Origin of the sequence: Streptomyces sp. NPDC025273, assembly GCF_040638585.1 — a bacterium.
GTDB classification, from domain to species: domain Bacteria; phylum Actinomycetota; class Actinomycetes; order Streptomycetales; family Streptomycetaceae; genus Streptomyces; species Streptomyces cinereorectus.
Window position 1 is genome coordinate 22124 of the sequence record NZ_JBEZYP010000024.1, and the last position, 15606, is coordinate 37729.

At 70.4% G+C, this 15606-nt stretch carries 15 protein-coding genes and 1 pseudogene; 4 read left to right on the forward strand and 12 right to left on the reverse strand.

Annotation, left to right across the window (positions count from 1 at the left end; all coding sequences use genetic code 11):
• Positions 1–95: 95 nt before the first annotated feature.
• A pseudogene (locus AB0F38_RS28510) lies at positions 96–995 on the forward strand (hypothetical protein).
• A gap of 108 nt (positions 996–1103) precedes the next feature.
• The gene (locus AB0F38_RS28515; RefSeq protein WP_361899463.1) at positions 1104–1421 is read left to right on the forward strand and encodes a hypothetical protein; all 318 of its coding nucleotides are present in this window, start codon (positions 1104–1106) and stop codon (positions 1419–1421) included.
• A 35-nt stretch (positions 1422–1456) separates the two neighbouring features.
• Here the strand turns inward: AB0F38_RS28515 and AB0F38_RS28520 are convergent, their stop codons facing one another.
• Positions 1457–1804 (reverse strand): metal-sensitive transcriptional regulator, encoded by a 348-nt coding sequence (locus AB0F38_RS28520; protein WP_361899293.1) that lies wholly within the window; start codon positions 1802–1804, stop codon positions 1457–1459.
• Positions 1805–2026: 222 nt separating this feature from the next.
• Between AB0F38_RS28520 and AB0F38_RS28525 the strand changes: the two genes are divergently transcribed.
• A complete protein-coding gene (locus AB0F38_RS28525) occupies positions 2027–2647 on the forward strand; it encodes a DUF47 family protein (RefSeq protein ID WP_361899296.1) in 621 nt (206 codons plus the stop codon).
• Positions 2648–2652: 5 nt separating this feature from the next.
• The gene (locus AB0F38_RS28530; RefSeq protein WP_361899299.1) at positions 2653–3651 is read left to right on the forward strand and encodes an inorganic phosphate transporter; all 999 of its coding nucleotides are present in this window, start codon (positions 2653–2655) and stop codon (positions 3649–3651) included.
• A gap of 131 nt (positions 3652–3782) precedes the next feature.
• Here the strand turns inward: AB0F38_RS28530 and pstB are convergent, their stop codons facing one another.
• The 11 genes from pstB to mshD form a co-directional block, all read right to left on the reverse strand.
• Positions 3783–4559, reverse strand: a complete 777-nt coding sequence (gene pstB, locus AB0F38_RS28535) for a phosphate ABC transporter ATP-binding protein PstB (RefSeq protein WP_361899302.1) — start codon at positions 4557–4559, stop codon at positions 3783–3785.
• A gap of 25 nt (positions 4560–4584) precedes the next feature.
• Positions 4585–5667, reverse strand: a complete 1083-nt coding sequence (gene pstA, locus AB0F38_RS28540; RefSeq protein WP_361899305.1) for a phosphate ABC transporter permease PstA — start codon at positions 5665–5667, stop codon at positions 4585–4587.
• Positions 5664–6656, reverse strand: coding sequence for a phosphate ABC transporter permease subunit PstC (pstC, locus tag AB0F38_RS28545; protein ID WP_361899308.1), 993 nt, complete (start codon positions 6654–6656; stop codon positions 5664–5666). Before pstC ends, pstA begins: the two co-directional genes overlap by 4 nt.
• A gap of 128 nt (positions 6657–6784) precedes the next feature.
• A complete protein-coding gene (gene pstS, locus AB0F38_RS28550; RefSeq protein WP_361899311.1) occupies positions 6785–7918 on the reverse strand; it encodes a phosphate ABC transporter substrate-binding protein PstS in 1134 nt (377 codons plus the stop codon).
• Positions 7919–8115: 197 nt separating this feature from the next.
• Positions 8116–8529, reverse strand: coding sequence for an NUDIX hydrolase (locus tag AB0F38_RS28555; RefSeq protein WP_361899314.1), 414 nt, complete (start codon positions 8527–8529; stop codon positions 8116–8118).
• Positions 8526–9530, reverse strand: coding sequence for a CHAD domain-containing protein (locus AB0F38_RS28560; protein WP_361899317.1), 1005 nt, complete (start codon positions 9528–9530; stop codon positions 8526–8528). Before AB0F38_RS28560 ends, AB0F38_RS28555 begins: the two co-directional genes overlap by 4 nt.
• Entirely contained in the window at positions 9517–11763 is a 2247-nt protein-coding gene (locus AB0F38_RS28565; protein WP_361899320.1) for an RNA degradosome polyphosphate kinase, read from the reverse strand. Before AB0F38_RS28565 ends, AB0F38_RS28560 begins: the two co-directional genes overlap by 14 nt.
• 279 nt (positions 11764–12042) lie before the next feature.
• The gene (locus AB0F38_RS28570; protein ID WP_361899323.1) at positions 12043–13008 is read right to left on the reverse strand and encodes an ABC transporter permease; all 966 of its coding nucleotides are present in this window, start codon (positions 13006–13008) and stop codon (positions 12043–12045) included.
• The gene (locus tag AB0F38_RS28575) at positions 13005–13901 is read right to left on the reverse strand and encodes an ABC transporter ATP-binding protein (RefSeq protein ID WP_361899326.1); all 897 of its coding nucleotides are present in this window, start codon (positions 13899–13901) and stop codon (positions 13005–13007) included. The genes AB0F38_RS28570 and AB0F38_RS28575 overlap by 4 nt, the downstream gene beginning before the upstream one ends.
• Positions 13898–14308: a GntR family transcriptional regulator gene (locus tag AB0F38_RS28580; protein ID WP_361899329.1), complete on the reverse strand. Its 411-nt coding sequence runs from the start codon at positions 14306–14308 to the stop codon at positions 13898–13900. Before AB0F38_RS28580 ends, AB0F38_RS28575 begins: the two co-directional genes overlap by 4 nt.
• A gap of 93 nt (positions 14309–14401) precedes the next feature.
• Positions 14402–15325, reverse strand: a complete 924-nt coding sequence (gene mshD, locus AB0F38_RS28585) for a mycothiol synthase (RefSeq protein ID WP_361899332.1) — start codon at positions 15323–15325, stop codon at positions 14402–14404.
• Positions 15326–15606 lie beyond the last annotated feature (281 nt).

The window sequence follows — 15606 nt, forward strand, 5'->3', positions numbered from 1 at the left end:
CCGGGGCGTGTGTGGCGTGACGGCGTGCCCCGGCGGTCGTTAGGCGAGGCAGGCGGGAGCTCGGTCAGGAGTTGGTCGTTGGGGGTTGGCAGGCGATGGTGGTGCGGCAGCACGGGTGCGGAGGCGGGGCACTGGCTGTGTGCGCCCTGGCCGTGGCGGGTGTGATGACGGTGGGCACCGGATGCTCCGGTGCGGGCCGGGTGAGGGTGGGGCCCGGGGGGACGGGACGGGCCGGCAGGCCGTGGCCGATGCGTGGGGCGCCGAGGCCCCGGCCGCCGTGGTCCGGCGGGCCGCGGACGGGCTGGCCGGTGCGGGCAGCGCCCGGACGCGTACGTCCATGGAGACCGTGGCCGGCGGGACCCGGGTGACGATCCGGGGCCGGGGAGCGTACGACTTCCGCAGACAGCTGGGCCGGATCGAGGTCGTGCTGCCGGAGGACGCCGCGGGGGCGGAGGGGCACCGCCCGATCACCGAGCTGCTGGCGCCGGGGGCGCTCTACATGAAGAACCGTGGTGCCGGGGTGCCCGACGACAAGTTGGGTCAGGATCGACGCGACGGCCCTGGAGGACGGCAACCTCGTCACCGGCGGTGTGACGGACCCGATGGCCGCCGCCGAACTGCTGCGCGGGGCGGGCGAGGTGACGTACCAGGGGCGGACGGAGCTGGCCGGGGTGACGGTCCGTCATTACCGGGGAGTCGTGGACATCGGGCGGGCGGCGCGGGCGGCCTCGCCGTCCTCGCGTGGTGCGCTGACCGCAGCGGCGAAGGGGTTCAGCGCGGACGCGGTGCCGTTCGACGCGTATCTGGACGACGAGGGACTGCTGCGCAAGGTCTGCCACCGCTTCAGCTTCGCGACCGAGGGGCCGGCCGTGGCGGTGGTGTCGACGATGCTGCTGTACGGGTTCGGGGTCCCGGTCCCCGTGCGGCTGCCGCCTGACGCGGACATCTTCACGGGGCTGATCCAGCAGGGACGCAGTGGCCCGGAAACGCCGTAGGGAGGGGGCCGAAATGGTCCGTCCGTGCCATGCGCGGTGGGGGGTGCGCTCCCTACGCTAGGAAGTCGGTGCGCCAGGAGTCGGCGACGGCAGAGAGAGGTGACGCAGGTGGTGACGCTCAGCGCTCCGTACGCTCAGGACCGTGTGGCCCTCGCCGAGATCGAGCTGTGCGGCGAGCTGATGATCGCGGCGTCGGCCGCGACGGAGGACCGGCTCAGCCGGGACCGTATCGACGAGGTGCTCGACGTCAGGGCGGACCGCGAGCTCCGTGGCTCCGCCTGTACCGGGGCGGACCGTGACATGCGCGACATGCGCGATATGCCCGGCGTCAGGTCGCGCCGTGACGTTCCCGACACCGCGGCGGACCGTGACGGGCGGGGCGAGCGGGCGCCGAGGATCCCCCGGCAGTGTCACCACCGGGGCTGATCCGGCCCCTCACCGCCCCGCCCGGGCCGACGCCCTCATGTGCGGAGCAGGCGGGCGATCGCCTTCGTGGCCTCCTCGACCTTCGCGTCGATCTCCTCGCCGCCCTTGACCGCGGCATCGGCGACGCAGTGGCGCAGATGCTCCTCCAGCAGCTGGAGCGCGAAGGACTGCAGGGCCTTGGTGGAGGCCGAGACCTGGGTGAGTATGTCGATGCAGTAGACGTCCTCGTCCACCATCCGCTGGAGGCCGCGAATCTGCCCCTCGATGCGGCGCAGGCGCTTGAGGTGCTCGTCCTTCTGGTGGTGGTAGCCGTGGATGCCGCGGTCGTGGTCGGTGACGACCGCTTCCGTACCGGCTGCCTCGCCGGCCTCGGTGGTGGTCATGGGGTCCTCCCGTAGTCCTCTGTGCCCTGCGGCCTGTGTGCCGGTCTGTGCCGTCTGTATACCCCTGCCGGGTATATCGTAACGAATCCAGCTGAAACGTGACCGGGGGTCCGTGCTGATCACTGTGCCCGATGCGCGACACTGAAGAACGCCGGTTAGCCGTGGCCGGATGATGCGCCTAGCATCAGCCTGACCGAATCCAAAGCATCCCGAGGACCCCACGTGCGCTTTCGTCTGACCCCCAGGGAGACGAGCTTCTACGACATGTTTTCCGCATCCGCGGACAACATCGTCACTGGCTCGAAACTCCTGATGGAACTGCTCGGGGCGGACTCTGCCTCCCGAGTCGAGATCGCGGAGCGTATGCGGGCAGCGGAGCACGCGGGGGACGACGCCACCCACGCGATCTTCCACCAGCTGAACTCCTCCTTCATCACGCCGTTCGACCGCGAGGACATCTACAACCTCGCGTCGTCGCTCGACGACATCATGGACTTCATGGAGGAGGCCGTCGACCTGGTCGTGCTGTACCAGATCGACGAGCTGCCCAAGGGTGTCGAGCAGCAGATCGAGGTGCTGGCCCGGGCGGCGGAACTGACCGCCGAGGCCATGCCGGGACTGCGGACCATGGACAACCTCACCGAGTACTGGATCGAGGTCAACCGCCTGGAGAACCAGGCCGACCAGATCCACCGCAAGCTGCTGGCGCACCTCTTCAACGGCAAGTACGACGCCATGGACGTGCTGAAGCTCAAGCAGATCGTGGACGTGCTGGAAGAGGCGGCCGACGCGTTCGAGCACGTCGCCAACACCGTGGAGACCATCGCGGTCAAGGAGTCCTGAACCTCGTGGACACCTTTGCGCTGATCGTGACCATCGGTGTCGCGCTCGGCTTCACGTATACGAACGGCTTCCACGACTCGGCGAACGCCATCGCCACCTCGGTCTCCACCCGGGCGCTGACCCCGCGTGCGGCTCTGGCGATGGCCGCGGTGATGAACCTCGCGGGCGCCTTCCTGGGCCAGGGGGTCGCCAAGACCGTCAGTGAAGGGCTGATCGCCACGCCCGAGGGCCAGAAGGGGATGGGCATCCTCTTCGCGGCGCTGGTCGGCGCGATCATCTGGAACCTCGTCACCTGGTACTACGGCCTGCCGTCCTCGTCCTCGCACGCCCTGTTCGGCGGGATGGTCGGTGCCGCGCTGGCCGGCGGGACGATGGTGCACTGGGACGGGGTGCTGTCGAAGATCGTCATCCCGATGTTCCTCTCCCCGGTCATCGGCCTGGTCGTCGGCTATCTGGTGATGGTCGGGATCATGTGGATATTCCGGAAAACCAACCCGCACAAGGCCAAGCGCGGATTCCGCATCGCGCAGACGGTCTCGGCGGCGGGCATGGCGCTCGGGCACGGTCTGCAGGACGCCCAGAAGACGATGGGCATCGTGGTGATGGCGCTGGTCATCGCCGATGTCGAGGGTCCGAACGACGAGATCCCGATCTGGGTGAAGGTCGCCTGCGCGACGATGCTGTCCCTGGGCACGTACGCCGGTGGCTGGCGCATCATGCGCACCCTCGGCCGCAAGATCATCGAGCTCGACCCGCCGCAGGGCTTCGCGGCCGAGACGACCGGGGCGTCGATCATGTTCGGCTCGGCGTTCCTGTTCCACGCTCCGATCTCCACGACTCATGTGATCACCTCGGCGATCATGGGTGTGGGTGCCACGAAGCGGGTGAACGCGGTGCGCTGGGGCGTGGCCAAGAACATCATCCTGGGGTGGTTCATCACGATGCCGGCCGCGGCGCTGGTCGCCGCGCTGAGCTACGGTCTCGTGGTGCTGCTCTTCGGGTGAGCCGCCCGGCCCGCCGCCGGGCCCGGTCACCTCGTACGGAAATGGGTCCGCCCCTGCTCTCTGCCGAGAGCGGGGGCGGACCCTTTGCCTTGCGGTGGCACCGCCATGCAGCACCCCAAGGCCGTCTGTGGTTATCCGAAGCGGCCCGAGATGTAGTCCTCGGTCGCCTGTACCGACGGGTTGGAGAAGATCCGCTCCGTCTCGTCGATCTCGATCAGCCGGCCGGGCTTGCCCACCGCCGAGAGGTTGAAGAAGGCCGTGCGGTCCGAGACGCGCGCCGCCTGCTGCATGTTGTGCGTCACGATGACGATCGTGAAGCGCTCCTTCAGCTCGCCGATCAGGTCCTCGATCGCGAGGGTCGAGATCGGGTCGAGTGCCGAGCACGGCTCGTCCATCAGCAGCACCTCCGGCTCGACCGCGATCGCGCGGGCGATGCACAGACGCTGCTGCTGGCCGCCGGAGAGGCCGGAGCCGGGCTTGTTCAGGCGGTCCTTGACCTCGTTCCAGAGGTTGGCGCCCCTGAGGGACTTCTCGACGACGTCGGACAGCTGGTTCTTGCGGTACGAGCCGTTCAGCCGCAGGCCGGCCGCGACGTTGTCGAAGATCGACATGGTCGGGAACGGGTTGGGCCGCTGGAAGACCATGCCGACCGTGCGGCGCACGGTGACGGGGTCGACACCGGAGCCGTACAGGTTCTCGTCGTCCAGCAGCACCTTGCCCTCGACCCGGCCGCCGGGGGTGACCTCGTGCATGCGGTTCAGGGTGCGCAGGAACGTGGACTTGCCGCAGCCGGAGGGGCCGATGAAGGCGGTCACGGAGCGGGGTTCGACGGTCATCGAGATGTCCTCGATGGCCTTGTGGGAGCCGTAGTAGGCGGTGAGGCCGCCGACGTCGATGCGCTTGGCCATGTGAATCACTGCTTTCTGCGTGGCCTCAGCGGCCGGTCTTCGGGGCCTTCCAGCGGGCGATACCGCGGGCCACCAGATTGAGGATCATGACGAAGGCGATCAGGACCAGGGCAGCTCCCCAGGCGCGGTCGTACGACGCCTCGCTGCCGATCTTGTACTGCTCCCAGATGTAGAAGGGGAGCGACGACTGGGCGCCTTCGAAGGGGTTGGAGTTGATCAGCTGGCTGCCGAAGACCAGCAGCATGATCGGCGCGGTCTCGCCGGCGATACGGGCGATGGCGAGCATGACGCCCGTCGTGATGCCGCCGATCGCGGTCGGGAGGACCACCTTCAGGATGGTGCGCCACTTCGGGATGCCGAGCGCGAGGGAGGCCTCGCGGAGCTCGTTCGGTACGAGCTTGAGCATCTCCTCGGTGGAGCGGACCACGACCGGCATCATCAGGATCGTCAGGGCCAGCGAGCCCATCAGGCCGGACGGCTTCAGTTCGGCCATCAGCATGATCGACAGGATGAAGAGACCGGCCACGATGGACGGGATGCCCGTCATCACGTCGACGAAGAAGGTGACGGCCCTGGCGAGCGCGCCCTTGCCGTACTCCACCAGGTAGACGGCCGTCAGCAGGCCGAGCGGGGCGGAGATCACCGTGGCGATCCCGACCTGCTCCAGGGTGCCGATCAGCGCGTGGTAGACACCGCCGCCCGGCTCCGTGCCGAGCACACCGGCCATGGAGTGCGTCAGGAAGTAGCCGTCGACGACCTGCGCGCCGCGGCTCAGCGTCGTCCAGGTCAGCGAGGCGAGCGGCACGACGGCGAGGACGAAGCACACCCAGACGATGCTGGTGGCGAGGCGGTCCTTGGCCTGGCGCTGGTTCTCGACGACCGTGGTGACCACGTAGGAGATGGCCACGAAGAACAGGGCCGAGAGCAGACCCCACTGGATGCGGCTGTGCCAGCCGGCGACCAGGCCCAGGCCGACGCCGAGCGCGATCGCCGCGGCGGCGAAGCCGAGCGGGGCCCAGCGGGGCAGCGCCCGGCTGCTGAGGCTCGTGGTGCGGGCGGCCGGAGTGGGCGTCGGCCGGTCCTGCACGGTGGTGGGTGCGTGGCTCATGCGTTGGCCCCCGAGTACTCCTTGCGGCGGGCGATGATGAGCCGGGCCGCGCCGTTGACCAGCAGGGTGAGCACGAAGAGGACGAGGCCGGACGCGATCAGGGCGTCACGCCCGAACTGGTCGGCCTCGTCGAACTTCGCGGCGATGTTCTGGGCGAAGGTGCCGCCGCCCGGGTTGAGCACGTGGAACGAGATGAGGAAGCTCGGCGACAGGACCGTGGCGACGGCCATCGTCTCGCCGAGCGCGCGGCCCAGGCCCAGCATCGACGCGGAGATCACGCCGGAACGGCCGAACGGCAGGACCGAGAGGCGGATGACCTCCCACCGGGTGGCGCCGAGGGCCAGTGCGGCTTCCTCGTTCATCTTCGGGACCTGGAGGAAGACCTCGCGGCTGACGCTCGTCACGATCGGCAGGATCATGATCGCGAGCAGGATGCCGACGGTGAAGAGCGAGCGGGCGACGCCGACCTCGGTCTTCTCGAAGAGGTACGTCCAGCCGAAGAACTGGTCGAGCCAGAGGTTCAGGCCCTCCAGGTACGGCACGAGGACGAGCGCGCCCCAGATGCCGTAGATGATGCTCGGTACCGCGGCCAGCAGGTCGACGACGTACGCGAGGGGCGAGGCGAGCCGGCGCGGCGCGTAGTGCGAGATGAAGAGGGCGATGCCGACAGCGATCGGAACCGCGATGGCCATCGCGATGATCGAGCTGACGACGGTGCCGAAGAGCAGGACCGCGATGCCGAAGACCGGCGGGTCGCCCGCCGGGTTCCAGTCGAACGTGGTGAAGAAGTTGCCCTCGTTGTCCGAGAGGGCGAGCGCGGCGCGGTAGCTGAGGAACACGGCGATCGACGCCATGATCACGAGCAGCAGGATGCCCGAGCCGCGTGAGAGGCCGAGGAAGACCTTGTCACCTGCGCGCCCGGCCGACTTGGGGCGCTGTCGTTGGGCCGGCGGTGCCGGTGGGATGTCTACGGGTGTGGTGGAAGCCATGATCTTTCCGGTCTGTGTGGGGGAGCGCCGGGCTCCCCTGGCGGCGGTGCACCGGATGGGGACGGTGGCAGGGCCGGTCCGGAGGGGTGCGCCGGACCGGCCCGCCTTGTGCGTGTGCGTGGTGCGGGTTACGAGAGGCCGGCGACCGTCTCGCGGACCTTGGAGTTGATCTCCGCGGGGATCGGCGCGTAGCCGGCGTCGCTGAGGACCTTCTGACCCTCCTCGGAGGAGGTGTAGGTCAGGAAGGACTTGACCGTGCCGAGGGAGTCGGCCTTGTTGCCGGCGTCGCAGACGACCTCGTACGTCACCAGGACGAGCGGGTAGGCGCCCTCGGCCTTGGTGGTGTAGTCGAGCTCCAGAGCCAGGTCCTTGCCGGTGCCCGCGACCTTGGCCGCGGCGATGGCCTTGGAGGCGTTCTCCGAGGTGGCCTTGACCGGGGCGGCGCCACCGGTGTTGATGTCGACGGTGGTGATGGCCTGCGAGGAGGCGTAGGACAGCTCGAAGTAACCGATGGAGCCGTCGACCTGCTTCACCTGGGCGGCGACACCGGAGGAGCCGGACGCGGCCTGACCACCGGGGGCCGGCCACTTCTTCTCGGCCTCGTACTTCCAGTCCTTCGGGGCCGCGGCGCCGAGGTACTTGCCCAGGTTCTGGGTGGTGCCGGAGTCCTCGGAGCGGTGGAAGGCCTGGATGGCCTTGTCCGGGAGCTTCGCGCCGTCGTTGAGCGCGGCGATCGCCGGGTCGTTCCACTTCTTGATCTTGTTGTCGAAGATCTTGGCGAGCGTGGAGGCGTCCAGCGTCAGGCTGTCCACACCTTCGAGGTGGAAGCCGACCGCGATGGGGCCGCCGACCATCGGGAGGTTGATGCCCTGGCCGCTCTTGCAGATCTTCTTCGAGTCGGCGACCTCTTCGGGCTTCAGCGCCGAGTCGGAGCCGGCGAAGCCGACGGTGCCCTGGTTGAAGGCGATGATGCCCTCACCGGAGGAGGAGGACTTGTAGTTGATCTCCACGCCGGAGCAGGCGGCCATGTAGTTCTTGATCCACAGGTCCATGGCGTTCTTCTGCGCACTGGACCCGGAGGCGAGCAGCTGGCCCTCGGCGCCGTCACACTTGATGTTCGACGCGGCCGCGCTCGTCTTTCCGCCGTCGGCGTCGGCGCCGGTGTTGTCGTCCGAACCGCACGCCGTGAGGACCAGGGCGCCGGAGACGGCGAGGGCACCGAGCGCGGTGGCACGAAGCCGGTTCTTGCGCTGAAGCTTCACTTTCGGGGTGTTCCTTCCAGGAGCCGCCGCGGCTGGTGGTGCGAGGCGGCGTGCGATGAGGAATGGTGCGGTGGCTTGGCGCCGTGCACCGTGTACGTCCGAAATTAGGCAGAAGAGGTGAAGCCGCCTACGGGGCAGAGTGAACGGAAGGTGAACCGTGCTGGGCGGGCTGGTTCCGGCGGGTGCGGGGCTTTGCCTCAGGCACCGGAAGGGTCCGATTCCAGGAACGCGTCCAGCTGGCAGCGGTCGCCGGGGCGGGTCAGGCGGGCCCGGGCGACCGGCGGGGACAGCCAGGCCAGCCGGTCGACCTCGTCGTTGGGGACGAACACGCCGTCCGTCGCCTCTGCGGCCCAGTAGCTGACCTCTTTGGACCGGCCGTTCACGAGGTAGCGGGCGGTGGGGAGAACCGCGCCCGGGGCGCAGTGGTGGCCGGTCTCCTCCAGGACCTCGCGCAGCGCACCCTCCAGCGCAGTCTCGCCCCGCTTCAGCTTGCCCTTGGGGAAGGACCAGTCGTCGTAGCGCGGCCGGTGGACCAGGCAGATCTCGATGTCTCCGAGGTGCCGGGAGCGGCGCCACAGCACGCAGCCCGCCGCCCGTACGGGGTCGCTCATGGTGCGGTCACGGCCGTGGCGTACGGCCAGGACTCCCGGAAGACGCTGCGCGCGGCCTCCACCTCGTGCCGCTGGTCGGCGTGGAGCACCCCCAGGGCGTAAGCCGTCGCCGGGGCGATCCTCGGGGTGCGCGCCGCGGCGGCTGCCGCGCCGGCGGCTTCGGCCGCGTCCCGGTGCAGGTCGAGCGCGCGCCCCGCACCGGCCAGGACCGGATCCGGGGCGCCGCGGACCACCTCGTACGCGTACCGGTGCAGCCGCAGCAGCAGGCGGGCCTGGTGCCACAGGGCGTCCTGGGCCTCGTTGTACGGCTCCAGCGCCTCGTCGGGCGGCAGCGCGGCCACCGCGGCCAGCATCCGCTGCTCGGCCAGGTCGGCCGGGGCGTGCAGCACCTCGGCGGCCTGGTCGGTGGCCGTCGGCGCCAGCGGAACCTCGGAGGCGAGCAGGGCCACGGCGTCGGCGACCGCGTGGAAGCGGGAGGAGCCGAGCGCCTGGAGCGCGGCGGAGTGGGCGCGGGTCCGGGCGAGGGTCAGTTGGCGTTCGAGCAGTGCCCCGGCACGGGCGGCGCCGACACCGAGGGCCGCCCGCTCCTTGTCACCGGACGCCCCAGCGGCAGGGACGGCGGGTGCGGCGGCGGTCCGGGCGGCGGGCAGCGGGGCGCCGGAGAGGTGGTGCAGGGCTTCCAGCAGGCGCCCCAGCCGGGTGGCGTACGCGTGTTCGCGGGCCAGGGTGCCGGAGAGCCAGGCCAGTTCCGTACGGAGCTGGTCGGCCCAGCCGGGTTCGAGCGCGGCCCGGAAGGTGTGCAGCGTGCCGCTGATCCGGCGCGCCGCGTGCCGCAGTGCGCCGGCCGCCTCCTCGGCCCGCTGGGTGCCGGCGTCCGTCGGGGTGCTGTGCTCGCGGTGCAGACGCAGGCTGCGCAGGAAGTCGGCGGCCTGGTCGCGCAGGTAGGGCGCGAGGACCGCTTCCGCGGAGAGCGTGGTCGTCTGGTGGTCAGGGCGTCGCACGCCGGCGCCTCCGGGCTTCGATGAGCATCTCTTGCACGTGCCGCAGCGGCTGGCCGTCCGCGTCCGTGGCGTGCCGGGTCCAGTTCCCGTCGGGACCCAGGTGCCAGGAGGAGGTGGTGTCGGACATGCCTGTTTCCAGGAGCCTGCTGAGGGCGGCGCGATGGGCGGGGTCGGTGACGCGGACCAGTGCTTCGATCCGCCGGTCGAGGTTGCGGTGCATCATGTCGGCGCTGCCGAACCACACTTCGGGCTCGCCGCCGTTGCCGAAGGCGAAGACCCGGGAGTGTTCGAGGAAGCGTCCCAGCACCGAGCGGACCCGGACGTTCTCGGAGAGTCCGCTGACGCCGGGGCGGATCGCGCAGATCCCGCGTACCCAGATGTCGATCGGCACACCGGCCTGCCCGGCCCGGTAGCAGGCGTCGATGATCGCTTCGTCGACCATCGAGTTGACCTTGATGCGGACATAGGCGGGGCGGCCCGCGCGGTGGTGGGTGATCTCCTTGTTGATGCGGGCGATCAGACCGTCGCGCAGGGACTTGGGGGCGACCAGCAGTCGGCGGTAGGTCTCGCGGCGCGAATAGCCGGAGAGCCGGTTGAAGAGGTCGGAGAGGTCCGCGCCGACCTGCGGGTCGGCGGTCAGCAGGCCGAGGTCCTCGTACAGCCGGGCCGTCTTGGGGTGGTAGTTGCCGGTGCCGACGTGCGAGTAGCGGCGCAGGGTGTCGCCCTCCTGGCGGACGACGAGCGACAGCTTGCAGTGGGTCTTGAGGCCGACGAGGCCGTAGACGACGTGGCAGCCGGCCTCCTCCAGCTTGCGGGCCCACTTGATGTTGGCCTGCTCGTCGAAGCGTGCCTTGATCTCGACGAGGACGAGGACCTGCTTGCCGGATTCGGCGGCGTCGATCAGGGCGTCCACTATCGGGGAGTCGCCCGAGGTCCGGTACAGGGTCTGCTTGATCGCGAGGACGTCCGGGTCGCCCGCCGCCTGTTCCAGGAAGGCCTGTACGGAGGTGGAGAACGAGTCGTACGGGTGGTGCAGCAGCACGTCGCGTTCGCGCAGGGCGGCGAAGATGTCGGGCGCGGAGGCGGATTCGACCTCGGCCAGATCGCGGTGGGTGCCCGCGATGAACTTGGGGTACTTCAGCTCGGGCCGGTCCAGGGACGCTATGCCGAACAGTCCGGTGAGGTCGAGCGGGCCCGGGAGCGGGTAGAGCTCGGTCTCGGAGATGTTCAGTTCGCGCACGAGCAGGTCCAGCACGTACGGGTCGATGGACTCCTCGACCTCCAGGCGGACCGGCGGGCCGAAGCGGCGCCGCATGAGCTCCTTCTCCAGGGCCTGGAGCAGGTTCTCGGTGTCGTCCTCCTCGACCTCCAGGTCCTCGTTCCTGGTGACGCGGAACATGTGGTGGGCGAGGACCTCCATGCCCGGGAAGAGCTCTTCGAGGTGGGCCGCGATGATGTCCTCTATCGGGACGTAGCGCTGCGGGGACGCCTCCAGGAAGCGGGTGAGCAGCGGCGGCACCTTGACCCGGGCGAAGTGGCGGTGGCCGCTGACCGGGTTGCGTACGACGACGGCGAGGTTGAGCGAGAGGCCGGAGATGTACGGGAAGGGATGCGCGGGGTCGACGGCCAGCGGGGTCAGGACGGGGAAGACCCGCTGCCGGAAGAAGGTGAACAGGCGTGCCTGTTCCTTCTCGGTCAGCTCGGGCCAGCGGATCAGCTGGATGCCCTCGTCGGACAGCGCCGGCGCGATGTCCTGCTGGTAGCAGGCGGCGTGCCGGGCCATGAGTTCGCGCGAGCGGGTCCAGATCACGTCGAGGACCTCACGGGGCTGGAGGCCGGACGCGGAGCGGGTGGCGACGCCGGTGGCGATACGGCGTTTGAGGCCGGCCACCCGGACCATGAAGAACTCGTCCAGGTTCGAGGCGAAGATGGCGAGGAAGTTAGCCCGTTCGAGGAGCGGGGTGGTGGGGTCCTCGGCCAGTTCCAGCACCCGTTCGTTGAACGCGAGCCAACTGCGCTCCCGGTCGAGGAACCGGCCCTGCGGCAGTTCGTCGCCGTCCGGCTCCGGCTCGTACGCGTCGGCGTCGTTGTCCAGATCGGGGTCCAGGTCGGCGGCAGTGGAGAGGCCTGCGGGCACCCCGCCGGCGACGGCGTGGGGCCGGTGCGCGGCGAGGGAGCCCACCGACGGCTGGGCGGGCTGGACCGGGACCTCGGAGCTGGGCTGCTGGCTCATGGACCCATTGTTCCGCGCGTTCGGCTTCTGAGGCGCGTCGGAGCGGTTAAAGATCGCGGAAGAAGCGGGAGCGGGCAGCGAACCCGGGTCTCTGCCGGGGTTTCTCCCGTTGCGGGGGGTGGGCACAGCTGGCTGCATCCCGTGAGGGTCGCAAGCGTGTCTGAATGGCCGGTAACGACGACATGACGTGCAGGAAGCGGTGTGGCTGCGGCGACGTCCCTTTCCACCGTACGCCCCACCCTGTCCGGGCTCCCCCCGGAGCCCGGACAGGGGTGGCGGTCAGCCGTGGCGGCGGCGCAGCACCCGGAAGGCGAGCGCGAGGGCCAGGGCGGCGAGGACGAGCAGGATGCCCGTCTCTACGAGCTGGATGGGCCAGAAGTGCGAGGCGGGGTGGAAGTCGACGAACTGCGTGACACCGCCACGGTGGCGCATACAGGCGACATGGTCGATGAACCCGTCCACCGTGTAGCAGTCCTCCCATCCCACTTCCTTGCCGGAAGACGTGAGCATGCCGGACCGCAGATACCAGCTGGCACCATCGGGACCGTTGTCGCCGGTGAGCCGCACGGGCTGCCAGAGGCGATATCGCACCTTGGTCATGGTGGCGAACACCAGTCCGAACAGGAGGGCGGTTGCCGATGCCGCGAGGAGGGTGCGACGCAGGAGAACGGCGCAGAGTGCCCCGAGCGCCACCGCGAGCACGGTGTACCCGAGCAGCACGGGCCCGAGGCCCGGATACACGCCCTCCGCGTACCGCTGGAGGCCGTGCGCGTGGGGGTGGTCGGACGCGAACGCCCGGCCCCAGCGGTACACCGGCATCAGAATGACGAATCCGGCGGTCGCCAGCACCAGGGGGAGGGTTAGGCGCGCCACGAGCCAGCGGGTGGGAGAGACGGACTGGGCCCAGGCGAACCTGAACGTGCCGCTGTCCAGTTCGCGTGCGATCAGCGGGCCGGCTACGAAGACACCGACGAGTGCGGCGAGCAGCACCATGGCGGTCCCGCCCTCGGACAGGAACGTCTCGGTGGACGTCCTGGCGTAGGTGGGCAGGTAGGTGTCGCCGCCGCACGGGGTCATGTCACCGTCGGCGCACAGCTCCTTGGAGCTGCGTACGGCGATCCAGACGCGCATGGCGACCACGGAACCGATGCCTGCGAGCAGTAGCGCGAGTGCCGCCCACAGGGCCGTGCGGTGTTGGCGCAGCAGGACGCGGACGGGGCCGCGCAGGGAGGCGAGCGTGCTCATGCGGAGGCCCCCCGGCTCGATGCGCCCTGTGCGCTGGGTGTGAGCAGGGCCGGGGCGTCCGGTGACCGGAGGTGGGCCAGCAGGAGCTCCTCCAGCGAAGGCTCCGTCACGTCCCAGGCGGCGAGGTCCACCGGGCCTTCCTTCCGTACGAGTGCGGTGAGCTGACGCCCCGTCGTGCGGGACTCGACGACGGTGTGCGGGCCGAGGTCGCGGGCCTGGCCGGTGACCACGGCGTGGGCGGCGACGATGTCCTCGCTCTCGCCGCCGAGCCGGACCCGGCCGCCGTCGACGAGCAGGAGGTAGTCGCAGGAGCCCTCCAGCTCGGTGAGGATGTGCGAGGACATCACGATGGTGGTGGCGTGCTCGGCCGCCTCGGCCATCAGGATGCCCATCAGCTGGTGCCGGGCGAGTGGGTCGAGGTCGGCCATCGGCTCGTCCAGCAGCATCAGTGCGGGCCGCTTGCCAAGGCCGAGCGCGAGGGCGAGCCGGGTGCGCTGCCCGCCGGAGAGCGTGCGGACCTTCGCGTCCTGCGGGAGCGGTCCGGCGACCCGGTCCGCGGCCGCGCGGTCCCAGGTGGCGGGGTTGAGCTCCTGGCCGGCCCACAGGGTGTCGGCCACGGTGAGCTGCGGGTACAGCGGCTTGTCCTGGGAGACGTACGCGATGCGGGACCGCGCCTCGCCGGGGCCGGTGCCGAGCACGCGCACCGAGCCCTCCGTGGGCCGGAGCAGGCCCGCGGCGAGCAGGAGCAGGGTGGACTTCCCGGCTCCGTTGGGCCCGACGAGGGCGCAGATCCGTCCGGCGGGCAGCCGGAACGAGCAGTCCCGCAAGGCCCACTCGTGCTTTCGCCCGTACGTCATACCGAGGCCGTTCGCCTCGATCGCGGCGCCTGTCATGACTCCTTGTCCCCCTTGAATGTGCTGTCCAGTACGGCGGTGAAGAGCGCGCTCACGTCGTCCTTGTCCAGTCCGGCCGCGCGTGCCCTGCGGGTCCACTCGGCGAGTTCGGCGCGCAGGGGCGCGTCGGTGGCGACGGCCGCGCTGCCGAGGGTGCGGCGGACGAAGGTGCCGAGGCCGCGGCGGGCCTCGACGAGGCCTTCGCGCTCCAGTTCGCGGTAGGCCTTGAGCACGGTGTTGGGATTGATGGCCGTGGCCTCGACGACCTCGCGGGCCGTGGGCAGCCGGTCGCCCGGCTCCAGCACTCCCAGGCGGAGCGCCTGCTTGGTCTGCTGCACGATCTGGAGGTAGGTGGCGACGCCGCTGCGCCGGTCGATGCGGAACTCGACAGCTGCGGACTCTGCCATGTGCACCACCCTTTCACTAGTTAAGTAGTGAAAGGGTGGTGCAAAGAAGGGGCGGTGTCAAGTGACGCCGCCCCCAGCGGTGCTGATCCGCAGTCAGGACTCCGTGCGGTACATCAGGTCGACCTCGTGCGTGGCGAAGCCCATCCGCTCGTACACCGACACGGCCACCGGGTTGTCGGCGTCCACGTAGAGCATCGCGGCCGGCAGGCCCCCGGCGGCCAGATGGCGCAGCCCGATCGCGGTGAGGGCCTTGCCGAGGCCGCCGCCCTGGGCCTCGGGCAGGACGCCGACGACGTACACCTCGCCGAGCTCCTCCTCGGCGTGCACCTTCGTCCAGTGGAAGCCGATGATCGCGCCGTCGCGCTCGGCGAGGAAGAAGCCCTTCGGGTCGAACCACGGCTCGGCCTTGCGGTCGTCCAGGTCCCGCTGGGTGAGGGAGCCCTGCTCGGGGTGGTGGGCGAAGGCGGCGCTGTTGACCGCGAGCCAGGCTGCGTCGTCCTGCCCGGGCACGAAGGTGCGGACGGTGACACCCGGGGGCAGGACCGGCTCGGCGATGTCGAGCGAGTCCAGCGGGCGTCGGAGCTGGCGCAGTTCGCGGAAGAGGGAGAGGCCGAGGACCTGGGCGAGGTGCCGGGCCGCCGACTTGCCGCCGTGTGCCCAGACCCGCAGCCGCTTCCCGGTCGCGGCGAGGAGCGCGGCACCCAGGGCCCGGCCGTGCCCGCGGCCGCGGTGGGACGGGTGTACGACGAGCTCGGCGGCGGGGGCCTCGACGGGGTCGGTGTCCTCCAGCTGCGCGTAGCCGGCCAGCACGCCGTCGGCGGTGAGCAGGAAGTGCCGGACGCCCTCGCGGTGCCCGCCCCGCAGCTGGAGCCGCCCCTGTTCGGCGACCGCCTGCCTGCCGTCGGTCCCGGCGGCCTCGCCGAGGAGGGCGAGGACGGCGTCGGCCTGCTCGGGGGTGAGCGCGTCGAGGGTCTCGATCGCACGGCCGGGGGAGGGGAGGGGTACGTCAGTCGTCATGGGACGAGCGTACGGGGGCGGGGTGGGGCGTTCCACGCGTCGCGACCGTCGTGGCCGTCGGCGTGGGGAGGCGCCGCGCCCGGGGGTGTGACCGGCGGGGATCTCACGCCACTTCCCGGGCGTGCCGGTGCGCGCGTGTGCGATGTGGGTGGATCTGCCGCTTTCCGGTACGGAAGCAACCAGCTCGTAACCCTGACACCCTGTCGCGCTACGCGCGTTGACCCTAGGCTGCGGCAGCAGGCTCCGGACCTGTCACTTTTCCCAGACCTCCCGCTGAATTC